This is a genomic window from Methanosarcina sp. 1.H.A.2.2 (assembly GCF_000979975.1).
In the GTDB taxonomy this organism is placed as follows: domain Archaea; phylum Halobacteriota; class Methanosarcinia; order Methanosarcinales; family Methanosarcinaceae; genus Methanosarcina.
This window is the reverse complement of record NZ_JJQL01000032.1, coordinates 1-20,449: the sequence shown is the minus strand read 5'-3', so window position 1 is coordinate 20,449 and position 20,449 is coordinate 1. Positions and strand designations below refer to the sequence as shown.

The 20,449-nt window shown below is 45.1% G+C and carries 10 protein-coding genes; 6 read left to right on the top strand and 4 right to left on the bottom strand.

Going from position 1 to position 20,449, the window contains the following annotated elements:
* The first annotated feature begins 1,035 nt into the window (after positions 1–1,035).
* The 3 genes from mtaC to EO93_RS04855 all read left to right on the top strand — a co-directional run bounded on the left by mtaC (position 1,036) and on the right by EO93_RS04855 (position 4,872).
* Positions 1,036–1,818 carry a methanol--corrinoid protein MtaC gene (mtaC, locus tag EO93_RS04865; protein WP_082105948.1) on the top strand — a complete coding sequence of 261 codons (783 nt, stop codon included), beginning with the start codon at positions 1,036–1,038 and terminating at the stop codon, positions 1,816–1,818.
* Between the two features lie 13 nt (positions 1,819–1,831).
* Positions 1,832–3,217, top strand: coding sequence for a methanol--corrinoid protein co-methyltransferase MtaB (gene mtaB / locus EO93_RS04860; protein WP_048161303.1), 1,386 nt, complete (start codon positions 1,832–1,834; stop codon positions 3,215–3,217).
* 620 nt (positions 3,218–3,837) lie between these two features.
* The gene (locus tag EO93_RS04855; RefSeq protein ID WP_048133185.1) at positions 3,838–4,872 is read left to right on the top strand and encodes a uroporphyrinogen decarboxylase family protein; all 1,035 of its coding nucleotides are present in this window, start codon (positions 3,838–3,840) and stop codon (positions 4,870–4,872) included.
* A 610-nt stretch (positions 4,873–5,482) separates the two neighbouring features.
* Here EO93_RS04855 and mtaA read toward each other — a convergent pair.
* Complete coding sequence (mtaA, locus tag EO93_RS04850) at positions 5,483–6,502, bottom strand: methylcobamide:CoM methyltransferase MtaA (protein WP_048161302.1); 1,020 nt, start codon at positions 6,500–6,502, stop codon at positions 5,483–5,485.
* 596 nt (positions 6,503–7,098) lie between these two features.
* On the opposite strand from mtaA, the gene EO93_RS04845 reads away from it, so the two are divergent.
* The 3 genes from EO93_RS04845 (at position 7,099) to EO93_RS04835 (ending at position 14,594) form a co-directional block, all read left to right on the top strand.
* Positions 7,099–7,623, top strand: coding sequence for an O-acetyl-ADP-ribose deacetylase (locus tag EO93_RS04845; RefSeq protein ID WP_048161301.1), 525 nt, complete (start codon positions 7,099–7,101; stop codon positions 7,621–7,623).
* 538 nt (positions 7,624–8,161) lie between these two features.
* On the top strand, positions 8,162–13,645 hold the full coding sequence (locus EO93_RS04840; protein ID WP_235284114.1) for a tetratricopeptide repeat protein: 5,484 nt from the start codon (positions 8,162–8,164) through the stop codon (positions 13,643–13,645).
* A 469-nt stretch (positions 13,646–14,114) separates the two neighbouring features.
* Complete coding sequence (locus EO93_RS04835) at positions 14,115–14,594, top strand: hypothetical protein (RefSeq protein WP_048161300.1); 480 nt, start codon at positions 14,115–14,117, stop codon at positions 14,592–14,594.
* Between the two features lie 130 nt (positions 14,595–14,724).
* Here the strand turns inward: EO93_RS04835 and EO93_RS04830 are convergent, their stop codons facing one another.
* The 3 genes from EO93_RS04830 to thrC form a co-directional block, all read right to left on the bottom strand.
* Positions 14,725–14,970, bottom strand: coding sequence for a DUF433 domain-containing protein (locus tag EO93_RS04830; RefSeq protein ID WP_048161299.1), 246 nt, complete (start codon positions 14,968–14,970; stop codon positions 14,725–14,727).
* Between the two features lie 546 nt (positions 14,971–15,516).
* A complete protein-coding gene (leuS, locus tag EO93_RS04825; protein ID WP_048161298.1) occupies positions 15,517–18,417 on the bottom strand; it encodes a leucine--tRNA ligase in 2,901 nt (966 codons plus the stop codon).
* A gap of 331 nt (positions 18,418–18,748) precedes the next feature.
* On the bottom strand, positions 18,749–19,966 hold the full coding sequence (gene thrC / locus EO93_RS04820) for a threonine synthase (RefSeq protein WP_048161297.1): 1,218 nt from the start codon (positions 19,964–19,966) through the stop codon (positions 18,749–18,751).
* Positions 19,967–20,449 lie beyond the last annotated feature (483 nt).

The following is a 20,449-nucleotide window of genomic DNA, read 5'->3' as shown; positions in this document are numbered from 1 at the left end:
TGTTATACACACTTTGTTCCTTAAAGGTCTTGGTCGCAGAAACTTGCACTAACAACTAGCAATTCAGTTAGTTCATTTCGCGATAGATGTTGAAACATCCATCACCCAGAATTAACCGAACCGACAAATCCTCGTCAGACAGAAAAATAACTCCTGTCTCCATTAAAAGATGATAGAGATTTTGAATTTCAACCCACACATTTGAGCTGTGTGAGGGATTCATACAAGGCATTCCTTGTATATAAAGCTTTTCCCCACCTCGCATTTTTCAAAGCAGATCCGACGCAAAACGAAATTTTGCTTGAACCTACAAAGATTCTGCAGCCCCAATCATCAAAGATCGGTAGCGGGTGAGTCTCGCACAATTGCTGTGTGAGGGATTCATACAAGACGTTACTTGTATATAAAGCTTTTTGTCCAGCAATCCACTTGCATACAGATTTTATTGCAAAAGTAATTTTGCCATAAATCTACAAGTTAATTGCCGCCTGATCTCTCCTGATCAGGGAAACTCCTAAACGCAGTACGTGGATAAATACTTTTCGGCCATTTTATCAAATAATCAGTTAAGAGGATTCAAACGGGCCCTGAAAAAAACAGAAAATGAAATAGCATACAGTACAGCATACAAGAAATGTATCTGCTCCGCATCATCTCTTAAGATGCGGGTACTACTGTGTACGCATTAAGTGCACAAATTAGTATTTTCTAGAGAGAAATCCAACCCCATAAACGGAAAAACAGAGTACAAAGGAATGGGGAATACCTGTTTTCAGTCTTAGAACTTTAAACTTGCTCAGTGAATATTATATATATAGAACCACAATTAAATAAAGGGGAGTTAGAAGTCCTTTTAATAAATTAGGAAGAAATTGGGGATTTATACCTATTTAGATCACGTTTGGCTGTTTTTATTGAAAACGGGGGAATTAATAAACACTTGAACATATATAGGATCTTTTTAGGGACTGTTTAGTTTTAACCCGGCTTTCGTCCTGTAAACAACAAGGGATTGGTTGCTCCTCAAATGCTAAAATGGAGGTTAGACATTTGATAGATATAGATCCCAGTGGTATTCTGGTTCGTTACAACGTACAACTTGAAAAGGAAATGACACCGGAAGATGCCGCAGAAGAGCTCTATCCAAAAGATTCAACGATTTACCCGATTGCAAAAGCTATCTTCGAAGGGGAAGAAGATGACGTTGTAGAGGGACTGAAAAAGGCCATTGCCGCCGGAAAGGACCCGATGGGCCTCATCAATGGAGCCTTAATGCCAGGAATGGGAGTTGTCTCCAGGCTCTACGATGAAGGAGTCATTTTCCTGCCAAACGTTATGATGTCCGCTGATGCCATGCTTGAGGGCATCGAATTCCTTAAGCAAAAGGTTGGCAAAGCCCCCGAAGTCAAAGGAAAAATCATCTGCCACGTCGCAGAAGGTGACGTCCACGACATCGGCAAGAACATTGTGGTTGCACTGCTAAGAGCAAACGGATACGATGTAATAGACCTTGGAAGAGATGTTCCTGTCGACGAAGTCCTGGACGCCGTGGAAAAAGAGAGCCCCCTGATGCTGACAGGTACAGCTCTCATGACCACAACCATGTATGCATTCAAAGAGATAAACGATAAGCTCATGGAGAAAGGCTACAGGGTTCCCTTTGCGTGCGGAGGCGGGGCCGTAAACCAGGACTTCGTATCCCAGTATGAACTTGGCGTGTACGGTGAAGAAGCATCTGATGCCCCTAAAATGGCCGATTTCATCAAGGCACATGGGGACAATATCGTAAAGCTGAGGGAGAAATTCCATAAACACTGAGGAGGTGGAGTAGATGGCAGTAACAAGATTCACTAAAATGGCTTATGCAAAAGCGGATGACATGGTCTTCGGAAAAGCTGTCAAGCCCGTCAAAGCAGGACTGGGACTTGAAATCGGCGCCGGCTACACAACCCCTGAAGTGAACTATGCTCCCAGACCGGAAGCAGGTGCATCCAAGGAAAAGCTCGTAAAGGAATATGAGAGGATTACCACTGACATCATGGCAAGGATGGTCCAGATAGGAGCTCCCGCCGTGGTACTTGAAACCGAACACGTCCAGCAGATGTCCAACAACCCCTCCTGGGGAGCAGAAGTTGCCCATGCCCAGAAAACCATCATGGAAGACTACCATGATGAATATGGCATAAAGTGCGCTCTCCGCCACACCATCGGTGACATCCGTGAAGACCGTGACTTCCTCAAGCTTAGAGGAGACAAGTACCCAGTCTTCCTTGAGGCTTTTGAACAGTGCGCCAAGTCCGGTGCTGATCTGCTTGCCGTTGAGTCAATGGGCGGTAAGGAAGTTTTCGACTATGCTATTCTCAGGAACGACATGGCAGGCATACTTTACGGCATAGGCGTTCTCGGCAGCATGGACATGGAGATGATCTGGCAAGACATTGCAGCAATTGCAAAGAAGACCGGCACTGTCGCAGCCGGAGACACGGACTGCGCCCAGGCAAACACTGCAATGTTCATTGCGGGCGGGCTGCTGGACAAGAACCTGGCCCACACAATTGCAATCATCGCAAGGTCGATTTCTGCAGCAAGGTCCCTCGTGGCCTATGAAGCAGGCGCAGTTGGCCCTGGAAAGGACTGCGGTTACGAAAACACAATCGTAAAGTCCGTTTCAGGTGTCCCGATAGCTCAGGAAGGTAAGACCTCAACCTGTGCCCACTCCGACCTGATGGGGAACCTGACCATGCAGTGCTGTGACCTCTGGTCCAACGAGTCCGTTGAATACCACGGCGAATTCGGCGGTACCACAGTTCAGTGCTGGTCCGAGACTCTTGCATACGACTGTTCTCTCATGAACGTCGCCCTCCAGTCTGGAAACGAAAAGGTCCTGAGAGACCTGTTTGTCGCCTCTGACAAGTACAGAGACCCACAGGGCTATGTGCTCGCCTATGACAACGCCTATAAAGTCGGGCAGGCAATTGCAAAGGACGGAAACGACATCTACCTCCGTGCCAAGAATGCCGCTCTCGAATCCATCAAACTCGTCGAAGAAGGAGCAAAGGGAAAACTTACCCTCTCAAGGTTCGAAGCCAAGGCCCTTGCAGATGCAAAGGCAGCCTTTGAGGCTCTCACAGATGACAAGGACAAGTTCATGAGCGACTGCCTGGACAAATACAAGACGGAAGTCAAAGTCTTCCTGCCGGAGAACTACGGCCTTTAACCGAGGCAGTTCTTCCAATTTTTATTTTTAAAAGATTTTTGGATTTACAGCATCAAAGAACTATACGAAGGGATGGACAGAAAACTGAATAAAAACTTAAGAGCGATATAAATTTATACCAGACATTGTAATTGGTTACTCCCTTTCGCAGGCAAATATTCGTTAACATAGTTATGAAGTTTACACAAAATCAACTACATTGATTCCGTAAACGGAGTTACACTGGAATACACATGTTGATTATATGTAATTCATTGATTTTAGCCCATGCATTTATTTTGTAAATGCCATAATATAAAATACAACAGTGCTTTTTTAACAATCACGTTTATAAAAAGAGCGAGATTGATAAGATCAATGCTATTCGTTTTTTTGGTGTCGGTTATTATATTTATCTTTACGCCAAATATTTAATTGTGAAAAGGTGAAGATCCGGATGCTCCCCTAATTTTCACGTCTCTATTTTTCCATATCCCTATTTTTCACATTTGCAAGCCAATCAATTGAATCAATTTGAGGTATGCAAAAAAGAAAGATGGGACTGACTATTTCGGGGAATTATTAACTGAATATTTCACGTAATCGTTGTTAGATCATAGAAATAACGGAGTTGAAAAGAAATGGTCAATGAGATGACATCAAAGGAAAGGGTCCTTGCAATGCTCGACAGGAAACCTGTTGATAGGATCCCGGTAATCTCCGGCGTTGCAATGCTTAAGGAGTACATTGAAAAGACTGGGGCAGTCTGGCCTGACTACCACTCCAACGCAGAGATGATGGTCAACATTGCAAGCTGTGCTCCTATGGAGACAGGTATTGATAACCTCGTTGTAGCCTTTGGCATGTTTGTTGAATCTGCTGCTACCGGGCTTGATGTGAAGATGGGAAGAGTTGACATTCACCCTTCAGTGAGAGGCATGTTTAAAAAACCGGAAGATGTGACATATGATAACTTCCTTGAAAACAAGTTTGTCAGGACCACAATAGATGCAATTAAACTTGCAAAGGAAAGATACCCTGATGTTGCTACCTATGCTCTCATCGAAGCTCCGATTACCCTTCTCGGAGACTTGATGGGGGCCGAAAATCTTGCCATGCTTAGTTACAGGTGCCTTCAGAAAGAAAAATTCATGGAGAAAATGCAGGACTGGCTTTCAGTGTCTCTTGAGATCAGCAAAATTTATGCTGAAGCCTGTGCTCAAGCTGGAGCTGACATTTTTTATTGTTCCGATGCATCAGCATCCCCGAACCTCCTGATGCCGGAGTTCTACTACAAAGTAGCAGGCCCATCAGAAAAGGAGCTTGGAGATTTCATCCACGAGAATGGATGCCCCTGGGAACTGCACATCTGCGGGAATACAACCTCGATTATTGAAGGTATGACCGCCACCGGAGCAGACAGCCTCAGTATCGATCAAACAGTAGATATGAGTGAAGCTACAAAGCTTGCACATGGCGTTCCTGTGGTTGGAAACGTGACCCCCCTCCTGATGGTCGATGGTACGGAAGAACAGATCATTGCAGAAGTAAGGAAGGCCCTGGACAGCGGAGCAAAAGCAAGTAAGCTCGGATGTGGAACTCCACCTCTCAGCACATCTGACAGGCTCAAGACCTGGGTAAAAGCTGCAGGTGACTGGTCAGCAGAGAACCTGTGAAGTTGCACCTCAAAAAATTCAGGAGTAAAATTAGAGATTTTTATTTGAACGCCCTGGATGCCTGATAAACCAGAACATCCAGATGGGTGCCTGGGAATTTCCGGCACCCCGGTTATTTCAAAACTTCATAATAATTTTTTAAATATTTTCGTTTTTTCATAAAGTATACCACATTTTCGAGATTTATCTGCAACATATCTATATTTCTTTGTGTGCTTCCAAATGGAACATAATAACAATGCCCACTGTAAGCGTCCTCCAGGACAAAACTTGCCCATAATTCAAGGTCATCCTGCCGAAAAACTACAGCTTCTAATTGAGGACTTTTTCCATTTCCTTTTCCTTAGTCTCAAGATTTATAGCCTGACGGAAGCTAAAGACCCGAGCCGAGACTTGAGAACTTTTAAAAACAGAGTCAGAAAAAACAGTACCTCAATAATTAAAATTAAAAAAGTAAAAAGCAGAAACTTGTTTAAAAATTGGAAGAAAAGATTTCCATTTTTCAGCATTTTCTTCAAGCGTACTTTTCTTCAAGTGTACTTTTCTTCAAGCGTACTTTTCTTCAAGCGTACTTTTCTTCAAGCATACTTTTCTTTAAGCATACTTTTCTTCAAGCGTAATATTCGTCTCTTGCTGCGACCATGGCTTTTATGTTCTCGAGAGGGGTCATGGGTGCAATTCCGCAACCAGGGGCAAGCACATCAACGCCTTCTGCAAGAGCCTGTTTGGATTCGGTTTTTATTTTGTCAACCGGGCCAGGAAGCAAAGTGAACGGGCTTGAAATGTTTCCTACGAGCCTTGCTCTGGTTCCGATGATTTCCTTTGCCTTCTTTACGCTGCCGATTTTTTCTTCAACGCTGAGGCCTTCAAATCCGCAGTCTGCCATATAGTCCAGAATAGAGTTCACATTGCCGCAGATATGCAGGACTGTAACCGAGTTCACGCTGGCGGAGAACTTCTGCAGCCTTGGCTGGAGATACTGCTTGAAGGAGTCGGGGCTCATGAGGTCAGGAGAGGCGACAGGGTCTGCAATGGCAATGACATCTGCACCTGCTTCGACCATTGCATTTGCATAGATGATTGCGGCTTCGGTTGCGAGGTCCAGAGTCTGTTCGAAGAGTTCAATTTTTTTGATGGACCATTTCATGAAGGATTTTACACTTACAAGGTCGGAAGCGATTGTGATAGGACCTTCCATACCGCCAACGATTGGCACGTCAGGGCCTACTTTTTCCCTGATGATCTTGATTGCTTCAAGTACTGCTGGAATTCTGCCTTTCTGCAGGAGGTCTGCAGGGATTGCTGCGCCTTCGAGGTCTTTGGGGTAGGGGTGACCGGTAACGGAGGGCTGCCTGTTCTTGGTACCCATATTGATCTCACAGCCCATGGCTTCGACCAGGACAGTAAGGCAGTAGGGAACCCTTACAGCTTCAAGCCCGCTGAGCTCGTGGTTGGCGAGTGCCAGCTTTGCCATAAGCTCGGGGTCAGAGTGAGATTCCGGCCAGGGAGCTCCCACTTCATCCATTAATTCCACAATCCCTGTCTGGGTTACGGAACAAACAGGTACTTTGTCAACTTGCTTTCCTTCTAATGTGTTTAAAAGTCTCTCCTTAAGTGTCATGTTACTCATGGTTTATCTCCCCATTGAAAATTATTCAGAGATTTACACCACTTGCTGTATATAACCAGGGTTAAAAATTAGCAAGGGTTAAGAAATTAGCCAGAGTTAAGAAATATGTCTAAGAAATTTTCTGGCTCGGTTTATTTTAGTCACTGGTTTATTTTAGCTATTTATACATTTGATCTTTCAGATTGTAGGATCTTTTAGATCAAATTTTTAACAGGATTGCCCCGGTAACCCCCAGAGGCACATAAGAGTTTTAGAGTTTTTTAAGCGGGCAATTAAGCCTGCATGCCACCGAAATCCCCTTTTTCGGCTGACTAATATAATCTATGTTTTATGCTATATCATTGTTTGGGAGCTTACGAATCAAAAAACTTTGACCTTTAAGAAAAAAACCATCCTATATGTAATAAATCTATCATGGAAAAAGGGCGAGCAGGATAAGCCAGGCAAATAAACCAGGCAAATAAACCAGGCAAATAAGCCAGGCAAATAAACCAGTCAAATAAACCAGGCAAATAAGATAGATAAATCCCGAGCAAAATACCGGGAAAGCTCTGTAAAGAAGAATAAAAAGAAAAGAATCGAGTCAGGGATCGAGTATGAAACTAAATCCGGATAGAATAAGGATATTCGAAGGGGATATCGTGAAAATGAAAGTTGATGCCATTGTCAATGCTGCAAACAATACACTTCTCGGAGGCGGGAGAGTAGATGGGGCTATCCACAGGGCTGCAGGTCCCGCGCTACTGGAAGAGTGTAGAACCCTTAACGGCTGCCCCACAGGAGAAGCAAAAATTACATCAGGACACCTTCTGCCTGCAAAATATGTTATACATACTGTTGGCCCCGTATGGCAGGGTGGCAGAGGAGGAGAAGATGAACTTCTTGCTTCCTGCTACAGGAAGAGTCTTGAGCTTGCAAGAGAGCATAAAATAAAAACGATTGCATTTCCAGCCATAAGTACAGGAGCATACAGCTTTCCCTCCGAAAGAGCAGCCGGGATTGCAGTTTCTCAGGTAAGGAAGTTTCTTCAGAGAAATGAGCTGCCTGACATAGTTTTGCTTGTCTGCCATAATGAAGAAACCTGCAAAAGCATCAAAAAAGCCCTTGATGGGAATCTTTAAAATATAATTTAGATTTAGAATTCTTTTTATATCTTCTTATAATATCTTCTTTTATAATGTAAACCTTCTTCGAAGAGACAACTTAAACGCTTAATAAACAATTTACAAAAAGCAGATTTGGAAAGTTTTCTCCCACTCTCACTTATGGGAGATTGTTTATATAGTATGTTAGAAAAATAGGTTTGAAATAAAAATTAGAATGACAGCAAATTCCGGATTTTAAAATATTATGTAATGCAAATTTACAGGTATTTTAATTATATCAGTATTCAAAGTACATCAGTATTCAAAGCATATCAGTATTCAAAGCATATCAGTATTCAAAGTACATCAGTATTCAAAGTACATCAGTATTCAAAGTATATCAGTATTGAAATTTATCAGTATTTCAACACTTATCAGCGTACATTTATCAATGCAAGTTTAATCAAATGAAAATTTATCGACATACATTCACTGGCGAAATTTATAGATATACAAACAGCCGGAAAAGAAAAGATCCGCACTAAAAGAAAAGATTAACTTACATAATACTCAGATGAACCTGCAGGATTATACCGAGAAAAGAGGGACAGGAGGAATAGTTATCATTCACGATGAAGCCTTTCAGAGAGGCCTTGACCTGGTTAAACGCAAAAGGTACGAGAAAGCCATTAACACATTCAATAAAATTCTGGACAAAAACCCAAGCCATAAGGGAGCCCTTTTCAACAGAGGGCTTGCTCTCCTCGAAACTGAAAAAACTCAGGAAGCCCTCAACTCATTTAATGAAGTCCTGCAGCTTGAACCTGGAAACTCCGAAGCCCTCTACAGAAAAGGAACCTCTCTTGCCATTCTTGAGAGATTTGAAGAAGCGCTTGAAGCCTATGAAAGTGCACTTGAAATTTCCCCGGATACCCCTGAAACCTGGTATATGAGGGGGCTTGCTTTTGCCGAAATAGAGAGGACTGAAGCTTCAATCCTCTGCTTTGAAAAAGCCCTTGAACTTAAGCCTGAGTATACAGACGCCTGGTGTGCAATGGGGACAGTAGCCGGAAAAGCAGACAGGTATGAAGAAGCCCTGGGAAATTTTGGGCGTGCGCTTGAAATAAACCCCAGAAATTCAGAAGCCTGCTATGCAAAGGGCCTGATTCTTGCAAAGCTTGAAAAATACGAAAATGCACTCGAATGCTTTGATTCCCTTATCCGGGAAACCCCAAAAGATACGAATGCCCTTGAACAAAAATGCCTTGTCCTTGCAAAGCTCGGGAAAAAAGAAGAAGCTCTGCAGTCCCTTGAGGATTTTTTAAAGAAGTTTCCTGCAAGTGAAGCTGTCCTTTACCATAAAGCTCTCCTTTTAAACGAACTTTCGAGGTATGAGGACGCAGAAAAAACCTTTTCAAAAGTATTGAAGCTCAACCCCGGACACAGAGAAGCCTGGTTCAGGAAAGGTTTCGCTCTTGTGCAACTGCTCAGGCTTAATGAAGCCATTGAGGCTTTTGAAGAAGCCATCCGGCTGGATCCTGCGTATTTTGAAGCCTGGAATTATAAGTGCCTTGCACTCATGAAACTTGAGGCATACGAAGAAGCCCTCGAAACCTTTGATTCCGTGCTTGAAACCTATCCTGATATGAAGGAAATCTGGTACAACAGGGCACTTGCTCTTTTGAAACTGCAGAACTTTGCGGAAGCGGCCCGGTCCTTTGCCCGTGTTACGGAACTTGACCCCACCAATACGGATGCATGGTTCCAGCAGGGGCGCCTGCTTGCCAGAGCAGGAAAATATGAAGAAGCTCTTGAAACCCTTGACAGCCTGCTTGAACATGACCCTGATTTTATCGAAGCCCAGAAGTTCAGGGGCTCAGTGCTTGTAGGGCTCGGACGCTTCGAAGGAGCTCTGGAGTCCCTTACAAAAAGCCTTGAAAAGGAACCGCAAAACTACAACATGTGGCTTCAAAAAGGACTCATTCTCCTCGACAGCGGGAAATTCGAGCCTGCCCTGAAAGCTCTTGAAAATGCCGCAGACCTGAAACCTGAAGACGAAATCTGCTGGATGAACAAGGGTTTTGCCCTCTATTCTCTGGAACGTTATGAAGAAGCCCTTGAAGCCTTTAAGGAAGGCTTGCGGCTGAACCCCTATCTTGAGAAGGGCTGGAACAAGAAAGGAATAGTGCTCGGAAAGCTAGGAAAACCCGAAGAAGCCCTTGAAGCTTTCGAAGAAGCAATAAAACTCAGGCCGGACTTTGAGGATGCCTGGAAAAATAAAGGACTCTTGTTTTTTGCCTCAGAAGAGTACGAAAAAGCCGAAGAAGCCTTTGCCGAAGTCCTTAAAACAAACCCTGAAGATATCGATTCTCTTTACAACAGGGGCATATCCCTGCTCAGGCTGGGAAGAAAAGAAGCGGCCCTCGAATACCTTGAAAAAGTCGTTTCCCTCAGTCCCGATTATCCTGACCTTTCCTACAGCATTGGGGTTGCATTGATGGAACTGGGGAAACAGGAAAAAGCCCTGGAAACCTTTGAAAAGCTTGCTGCAAAGAATCCGGATGATATGGAAATCCAGTGCAGGACAGGAAAGCTTGCAATGGAGCTCGGGAAGCATGAAACTGCCCTGCAGGCATTCGAAAAGGTCCTGGTTGAAAAACCCGAATCAAGAGAAGCCTGGTACAGGAAAGGGCTTGCCCTGCTGAAACTGGAACGCTTTGAAGATGCTGTAAAAGCCTTTGCCGAAGTAATTACAAGGGACGCCGATTATGAAGACGCCGGAACCCTCAAGGGCTTTTCCCAGATGAAGCTCGGAAAATGTCTCCCTGCCCTGGAAACCTTTGAAAGCGTACTTGAGAGAAGACCTGACGCGGGCATGACCTGGTACTACAGCGGCCTGACCCTTTACAGGCTGCACAGGCAGGAAGAGGCAGCCAGGGCTTTTGAATCGGCTGTCCGCCTTAATCCGGAGCTGTATGACGCCTTTGAATACAGGGCAAGCTGTCTCTTTGAAACCGGGCAGTATGAAACTGCTCTCGAAGCTTTTGAGGCCGTGCTGGAAAAAGACCCGAAAAACCTTTCAGCCCTGTACAACAAAGCGATTTGCTTCCTTGAACTGAAGAGGTATAAAGAAGCTACTGAAGCCCTCTCAAATCTGCTTGAACTTGACCCTGACAGGGAAGAGACGAAGTTTAAGCTCGAAGAAGCAAAGTTAAAGCTCGAAGAGGCAAAGTTCAAACTAGGGATTGAGCATTTCGAACTCGGCCAATACAACGAAGCTCTTACCCTTTTTGAAGAAATTTCTCAGAAAAACGATTCCGTACTTTACTGGAAAGGGCTTGTGTTTATCCGGCAGGAAGCTTATGAAAAGGCACTTGAAGTCTTTTCAAGGCTCACTGAGCAGGATTCGCAGTTTGCAGAAGGCTGGTACTTCATCGGGCTGTCCTGTTCAAAACTCGGGAAACATGAAGAAGCTTCCGGAGCCTTCAAAAAAGTCCTTGAAATCGACCCGGCATTCCGGGATATACACGAGATATACTACCATCTGGCCCTTTCCTGCTTTGAACTCGGGAACTTTGAAGATGCCCTGACAGCCTTTGAGACAGCCCTTAAAACAGCTCCTGAAAATTCGGACAAAAACCCGGACAAAGTCCGGAATATTATGTATAAAAAGAGCCTCTCCCTGCTCAGGCTTGGAAGATATGAAGAAGCTGAACCGGGCTTTAAGGAAGTTCTCGTCAGGGACCCGGCAAATGCTGAAGCCCTTGCACACCTGAGCACTGCCTGTTTCAAGCAGGGCCATTATGAAGAAGCCCTGGATCTCTTTGAAAGGGTACTCATTCAGACTCCGGGAAGAAAAACTATCCTTTTCAGAAAGGGGCTTGCCTTAAAAGCCCTTGGGAAAAAACAGGAGGCTCTGGCTGCCTTTGACCTTGTCCTTAAACTGAAGCCTGCCTGCACATACGCCCTCGACCAGAGAGGATACACTCTTTTCGAACTTGAAAAGTATGAAGAAGCAGCTGAAGCCTTTAAAGCTGCGCTGGAGTACTGCCCGAAAAAGGCATATCTGCAATATCTAAGGGCTATTTCCATTTTCAGGCTTGGAAACTTCAAAGAAGCCCCACAGGAATTTGAAAAAGCCCTTGACCTCGGGTGCCGGAAACCTGACATTCCCTATTATACAGGGCTTTCCTGCTTTGCAACAGGAGAGTATGAAGGAGCTGTAAAAGCCTTTGATATTGTCCTCAAGACAGGAGTACGGGACCCGGAAATCCTGCAAAAGAGGGCTCTTGCTCTTTTCAAACTCGGGAAGTCAGAAGAAGCCGTATCTGCAGTAAACGCCCTTCTTGAAATTTCCGCTGAAAACCTGACCGGAGAAGGTAGGGGAGAGACAAACGACAGAGACACAGGAGAAAACCCTCAGGTCTATCATGAGCTCCTTGAAAAATTTGCATCCGCCCTGATAGAACTTGGGAAACCTGAAGAAGCCCTGCTGCCCCTTGAGAAGCTTGCAAGAGGCGGATTAGCTTCAAAAGAGGCCCTTTACAGCAGAGGGATAACGCTTCTAGAACTCGGAAGGCAGGAAGAAGCCTTTGAGGTCTTTTCTGAGATACTTGAGGCTTACCCGGACTTCAAGAGGGCGTGGTACGGAAAAGGACTTGTGCTGTTTTCACAGGAGCATTATGAAAAAGCCCTTGAAGCCTTTGAACAGGCTGTGCTTGAAAGCCAGGAAAATGGGCCGAAAATAAATGATCCGGAATCAGAAGACGCCTGGACCAAAATAGGGCTTGCCCAGCTCAAAACCGAAAGATATGAGGATGCCTATGAGACCTTTGAAAAGGTCCTTGAGAAAAAGCCGATGGCTGCAGACGTGTGGTACTTAAGCGGGCTTGTCATGAGAGGGCTTGACCAGAACGAGGAAGCCGTGGAAGCTTTTGAAAAGGCCCTGGAGCTCAACCCTGACATTACAGCTGCCCTTGAGCAGAAAGGACTTGCCCTTCTTGCACTGTGCAGGTACGAAGAAGCCCGGAACGCCTTTAGTTCAGCCCTTGTCCGGAACCCTGGAAACGCGGATATCCTTTACAGCCGTGCAGTAGCCAGTTTCAAGCTCCTTAACTTCGAAGAAGCTGCAGGAGACTTTGAAAGGGTGCTCCTCCTTGCCCCTGATTTTCCGGACTACACCGAAGCCTGCTACAGGCTCGGGATTGCCAGCATCGAACTTCAGGACTACGAAAAAGCCCTGCAGGCCCTTGATCAGGTCCTTGAACGCGAGCCCGCGCACAGGGAAGCACTCTCTAACATGGCTCTTGTGCTCTTCAACCTCGGAGAGTACGAAGAAGCTGCCGAGACCTTTGAACTGCTGCTCAAAACGTCCCCTGAAGACCCTGAAAGCCTGAACTACCTCGGGCTCTGCCTCCTTGAACTTGATAACCCGAAAGAAGCCCTGAAAGCCTTCGAAAAAGCTGCCCTTTTCAACCCGAAAAATGAAGAAGCCCTTTATAACGCAGCTACGACCCTTATTAAGTTAAACAGGACTCAGGAATCCCTCGGGTACTTTGACCGCATCCTTGAGATCTCTCCTGAGAACTACGATGCCATGAACTACAAAGGAATTGCCTTCTGTATGCTTGAAAAGTACAGGGAAGCCCTGAGGTCCTTTGACGATGTGCTTGGGAAAGACCCGGACAATATCAAGGCAATCTATAACGTGGGAGTAGTCTGCTTCAAACAGAAACTCTACGAGACCGCAGCCAGGGCTTTTAAGGAAGCCCTTGCCATCAACCCCTGGCACGAGCAGTCCCTCAGGCATCTCGGCCTCTCTCTTGCAAAAACCGGAGATTATGAAGAAGCCCTGAAAGCCTTCGAAAAGCTGCTCAGGATAGACCCCCAGGACGTCCAGTCCATGAACTACAGAGGAGTTATCCTCGGAAAGATGGAAAGATATGGGGAAGCCATAAAGGCTTTTGACGAGATCCTGCGTGTCTACCCGGATATGGCGGATGCGAGGAAAAAACTTGAGGTATTAAAGTCCCTTGAAAATGAAGAGAGATCCTATTAATTCTCGTAAAGGAGAGGATCCCTTCTGAGGAGGGATCTTTTCCGAACCTTTTTTCAAAACAGTAGAAGGTGCCCACGCCAGCTCGTCTGGAGGTCCGTCAAAAAAGAAATAAAAGTTACACCAGCATACCCCTCTGTGAGCAAAGAGATATGTAAAAGCAGAAAAAAGCCTTTAAATTTTTTTACAATGGTCTTATCCTGATCCGATCTTCTAATACAACAGCAAAATGCCCTTCCCAATCATCACGCGATCCTATTACTTTTACGAGAGTTTTCGCAATGCAGGCAGAAGAGGTCATAGGTACTCGAAAAAGAATTATTTCACTTGCTGCTGGCTGCTTCGTGCGGAAAGTCTGGTCTATGGAATGATCGAGTTCAGAAAAGCTTCGTAAAAATTGGTTTAAAATAAAAAGATAAATTTAGGAAGACGTGCCTAAGGTTAATCGTAAAGTGTTGAGAAAGGTGATTGATTGGGTACTGAAAGTCTTCAGACTTATAATAAAATCGAACCATCTTCATGTTCTATAAAAGATAGAATAATCCAAATTATCGGGTTCTCTGCTTTATTACTATGGCTCGCAGTATATGCAATCCAAACAATCAATTTTAATGAATATGAAGACGGTTCATTACTTAACGACGATTCATTAATAAAAGCATTATTATTTCTGGCCATGTTTTCCTTTGCGTTGTCTATTCTTCTAGGAACGTGGATATACTACAAAATAAAACGCGCTTATTCCAAGGATCCGTCAAACTGGATAATTAAATTAATTAAGTGGTTTACATTAGGACTTCTTGTTTTCATGCTGTCAATTCTATATACATTAGTCCCAGAATCCAACAGATTCTTTACGATATACTTAATTGCATTGACGTTTGCAGTAAAATACGTAAGAGATGAAATGTTAAAAAAATGGAAAACAGAACACGAAAGAACATACATGTAAAAAGGAAAAAGCCGTCTAAAATTTCAAAATATCCATGAGTAAATCCTGGCTTAACTTGAGAGTAAAGGATGGCTTGTTCTAAGCGCCTGCACTGCATCAAGAGGGATATTCTCGTTTGCCAGCAGCCGCATCAGGCCCCTTCCTGAGAAATCTCAAAGGGATATACCTTCTCTGCCCTGAGCAAATCACTTGCATAGCTCAGACACGCCTGAATATCTTCATGGGTAAGGCCCGGATAATTCCGCAGGATCTCGGACTCTGACCAGTCTCTGGCCAGCAGATCGATTATTAACTCGACTGCAAGGCGTGTCCCTTTAATTACAGGCTTGCCCGCAAGAACTGCAGGATCAATAATGATACGTTCTCTCCAGGTCATATGATTGCACCTGATTAAAATATGAGCCTGCCATGTATTTAGGTTTAGGGTGACAACTATCATGCCCGAAAAAAGAAGTAAGATAAACTCTCTTAACCCCGGAAATCGTATTTAATCCACAGATTATAAGATTCTTACGCCAGCTTGCCTGGCGGTCCGTCAAAAGAGAAGAAATCAGAAAATAGAGACTTGAAAAAGCAATAAAAAACAATAAAAATAGACATGGAACCCCCCTACTTCTTATGTAACTTTTACTTTTGGGCTTTTCTTTTTTCATTGTAAGACCGCTCTCCTGCGTCGAGCGTGACAAGAACGAACCGGTATGGAGAATTACTGTTGTACTGGTCAGAAATTTTTGTAATTTAGTCCTCTTGAGCGCAGCGAAAAGGACTGCGGGATCCCAAGTCGCAATTCGGGAGAGTCGCAATTCGGGTGCCGAAGCGAAACTCTGCTGGCGAAACTCGGATGAAAAACAAATAAAAAAAAGAAGTACCGGGCTGTCGTATTTTGCCCGGATACCATTTTTTAGTTAAATCAAAAGTCTTCTTATTCTTCCTGCTTTGCCTCAATGTAAATCGCAGGCCTGAAAGGTTCTGCAAACCTGGACTTCTTCTGCGGGTCATACTCCGGAGAATCGGCGCTGTAGATTTCAACAGGGCAGCCGAGTTCTTTTTCCAGGAAGGAGGCTGATTCTTTCAGAAGGGCCTGTTCATCAAGGCCGAGGTAAGCAAAGGTCTCGTAGCGTTCTGCACCGCCGCTCTTGAACTCGGGCACTAATTTCTGCACGAACTTCGGGATCTCCTTGCCAAAACGCTTCAGGTCAGGGTTTGCCATCAGGGTTTTGATCAGAGTACCTACTTCCAGAGGGGCTTCAATCTGCAGTTCGCAGGCACACTTTATTGCTGCGGCTTTCCAGGCAGGAGAGGTATAGAGGTAGACCTTTTGAGGAGTTATCTTTGTAACCCTCAGGATCTCTTCAATATCGTCAAGGGTACTCTTTACAGCCTCTTCCGCAAGTTCGGCTCCTTCGTCTATAAGGTCTTCATTGTAGAGCGGGTACTGGGCAAGGGAGATTGAGTCTTCGTGCCCCATGGCTTCCCAGATCTCTTCACAGAGGTGAGGGGTGAAAGGAGCCATAAGCTTGACCCAGTTGTCCAGCACGTAGTAAAGCAGATTTTCCCCGCCTCTCCTCTGATACCATCTAATATCGTTAAGGAGCAGGAAGAAAGAGTTCTGGATGGCTTCCCGCGTCTGGATGGAGTCAAGGGCAGTGTTTGTTCCCCTGATATAGTTCTGCATCCTTGAAAGCATCCAGCGGTCGATCTGCTTTAGCTCGGTGCTCAGGTTTGCCCGTTTTCCATTCTCGATTACATCCTTTGCAAAGGAATAGAACCTGTCCACCTGCCTGCGGGCGGACTCTATTCCCGTATTCTGCCAGTCGGCGTCCTGGGTCTGTTCGGCTGATGAGAGGATATACATCCTTGTTATGTCTGCCCCGTAAGCGCTGACCGCGCTTTCCAGGGTAAGGATGGGACCTTTGGACTTGCTCATCTTCTGCCCTTCAAGGGAGACAAAACCGTTTACTGCAAGAGCTCTTGGCCATTTATCTTCCTCAAAAAGGGCTACGTGATGGAAGAGGAAGAAGAGCAGGTGGTTAGGGACAAGGTCCTTTCCGGAAGAACGCAGGTCAACCGGATACCAGTAGTTGAAATCACTGCGGATTTCGTCAATGAGTCCGGAGGCAAGGCCTGTTTCTGCTGAAACCGCTGAAACGTCGCCTTTTCCGAGCAGGACATAATCAAAGAAGGAAAGGGTAAGCTGCTCAAGGGCAAGGTCGCCTCTCTCGATGAACCTGGCAATTATATAATAGCTCATGTAGATTGTCGAATCCCCAAGAGACTCTATTAGCCATTCCTTATCAAAGGGAAGGCGGGTCCCAAGCCCTTTCCTGCGGGCACATGCCTTATCCTTGAGCCAGTCTACCTTGTTTTCGAACTCTACCCTGTATTCCTCGGGAATAATCCGCATCTGGCTGAGGCATTTGTAAACCTTTGCTTTCCATTCGGGGTCTGAATAGTTAAGGAACCACTGGCCTTTGACCATGTTCACAACACAGGGAGTACCGCAGCGGCAGACCACGGGTTCACTGAATTCATAGAAGGTTTCTCCTGCATTTGAGGCAATGAAATCCCTGGTAAGTATGTCTTTGACCTTGGAGACCGGGTAGCCTGTATATTTCCCTGTGAGCTCCTTAAGGACTCCACCGTGGAACTCTCTCCTGTACACGATCTTTGTGGCTTCCTCGGCTTTCGGGTCTTTCTGGTTTGCAATTCCCATACTTTCTACGATCTCTTTTGCCGGGAATTCCCCGAATTCGGGGACCTTGATAAGGGAAATCAGTTCGATTTTTTTGAGGTCTTCGGTAATCCCGTACTCGCTCAGGTCTGCATCATAGAGGTCACGCAGGGCAAGGTAGTCAAAAGGTGCATGTGCAGGCACGCTCATTACTATTCCGCTTCCGTTTTCGGGCCTTACGAAGGATGCAGGAAGAGAGATGACTTCATCTCCGGTTATCGGGTTTGTGAGTTTTATCCCTATGACGGATTTTGCAGGCACGTCCTCGATGTATTCCACGGTCCTGTCCGTAAAGGTCAGTTTTCTGAAAGCTTCCTTGCTGACAACCCAGAACTCTTCGTTTCCGTCTTTTTCGACTCTGGCCTTTACGTAATCCACTTTGGGGTTGACCCAGAGGTTTGTCACTCCATAGGTGGTTTCCGGCCGGAGGGTAGCACAGGGGAGGACCAGGTCTTTGTACCGGAATTTTATCAGGGTGTATTCCACAATTGTGGCTTCTTCCCCATGCAGGATATCATGGTCTTCTACAGGGTTGTTGTCGTTCGGGCACCATTTCACGGGGTGGGAGCCTTTCCCGATCAGACCCTTTTCTTCAAGCCGGACATACTGCCATTCAATGAACTTTTTGTAGGTCGGGTCAGTTGTTGTGAATTTACGCCTCCAGTCAATGGAGTACCCGATCATGCGCATGGCTTTCTCGGCTTCCTGCTTGAAATAGTCAACGATTTTTTCAGGGGTATCGAGGGTCGGCAGGATATCTCCAGGAATCCCATGGAGGCGTTCGTAAACGTCCATGGTCTGAGGGTCCCGGCTTGCAATCAGCTCAGCAAGCCCCACAATGGGTGTGCCTGTTACGTGAAAGCCCATCGGGTAAAGTACATTGTATCCGAGCATCCTTTTGTACCTTGCCACGACGTCCCCTATAGTAAAAGTCCGGGTGTGCCCTGCATGCAGGTTCCCGTTCAGGTAAGGGTAAGGAATTGTTATGAAATACTTTTCCCGCTTATCTGGCTCAGGCTGGAAAATCCGGCTCTCATTCCATTTTTTCTGCCATTTATTTTCGATCTCATGAGGTTTATAATCCTGCTCCATTCGTGTTCACGCCCACCGATGAGTATGATAAAAGAATCTGAAGAAATCCCGGGGATATGAATAATAATCCTGAGGATATGAATAATAACAGTAAAGCAGTTTCAAGAAGCCAATTTGCGGCCTCAAGAATCCTGAATTGATTAAAGGATACCGGAATCCGCTTATGTCAATCACCCGACATAAATAGATCAACTGTTTGCGGTTCCGGCACGTAAATATTTATCTTCCGACTTCTCTTTAATCGAATTCGCAAATCAAACTATCTGAGAATCAAATTCGCAAATCAAATTATCTGAGAATCGAATTTGCAAATCAGATCTGTTTTCCGGTTTTATTTCGCCTTTCCGAAGATTGCTTCCCGGATGGCATCGATATTTGCATCTACTAAAGTAGGTTCCTCGCAGATATCGATCACGGTCTGAGGGTCTTTAAGGAGATGCCCCGTAGTAATGCATACAACGGTTTCGTCTCTGCCAATGACACCCATATCAACAAGTTTCTTAAGCCCTGCTACAGAGGCTGCACTTGCAGGTTCGACGCCTATGCCTTCAAGCCTTGCGAGGTCCTTCTGGGCTGCAAGGATTTCTTCATCATTAACAGACTCTGCAGTCCCGTGGGATTCCCGGATTGCGCTGAGGGCTTTTGTAGCGTTTACAGGGTTTCCAATCCTGATTGCAGTTGCAACTGTTTCAGGGTGCTCTTCCGGAGTGATTGCAGGAGCCCCGCTTTTGATGGCTTTTACGATGGGGCAGGAACCTTCAGCCTGGATTCCGGTCATTTTCGGGAGAGAATCGGTTATTCCAAGTATTTTGAACTCCCTGAAACCCTTATATATTGCAGTAATATTTCCTGCGTTTCCTACGGGCAGGACAATTCTGTCAGGCACTTTGAAGCCGAGCTGGTCTGCAATCTCAAAGCCGATGGTTTTCTGGCCTTCAAGCCTGTACGGGTTGATGGAGTTTAAAAGGTAGATTTTTTCCTGGGAACAGAGCGTGCGCACAAGAGCAAGGGCATCGTCAAAGTTTCCACGGATGCTGAGGACCTTTGCTCCGTGCATGAGGGCCTGGGCTACTTTACCAAGGGCTACTTTCCCTGCAGGGAGCAGCACTATAACAGGGATTCCTGCTTTTGCCCCGTAGATTGCAAGAGATGCGGAGGTGTTTCCTGTAGATGCGCAGGCAACGGTCTTCATCCCGAGCTCAAGCGCTTTCGTAACTCCAACAGTCATGCCCCTGTCCTTGAAGGAACCGGTGGGGTTCATGCCCTCGTGTTTTACGTAGAGTTCTTTAATCCCTATCTTTTCGGCCAGGCGGTCGCATTTGTATAAAGGAGTCCCGCCTTCCCTGATAGTCACAGGCTCCCTTTCGATCGGGAGGAGTTTTGCGTACTTCCAGACCGAAGGGCATTCGGTCTTCAGTTTTTCCATGTCAAGTTTAATTGAGGAATAGTCATAAATAACATCAAGCAGCCCGTTACATTTGCTGCAGGTATAGATTACTTCATCTTTGGAATACTCTGCACCGCATTCGATACATTTCAGATGATACATTAAATTGCTCCTGTGTCTGATTATTTAGAATTATTCGGATACCGGGTTTCAAGTAGTACCCAATTTCATGTTAGTATTTATTACACGATTTCATGTTATTACATGATTTCATGATATTACACGATTTCACGTTATTACACGATTTCACGTTATTACACGATTTCACGTTATTACACGATTTCATGTTATTACACGATTTCATGTTATTACACGATTTCATGTTATTACACGATTTCATGTTATTACACGATTTCATGTTAGTTTATTAATACAACCCGGAGTTCGGGTCAGCATAATCTTGATTTCGGATTAGTATAATATTAGAGTTTAATAATATTTTGTATCCTTAACACTTTACTTGCTTTTAAATTATACTATTTTTAAAATTGTACTGTATTCGGGCTTTATAATAGCTCCGTAACAACAGTCTTATAAAGCATACTCGTCCCCACGATAATTCATCAACCCCGGAAGGTACTGAAA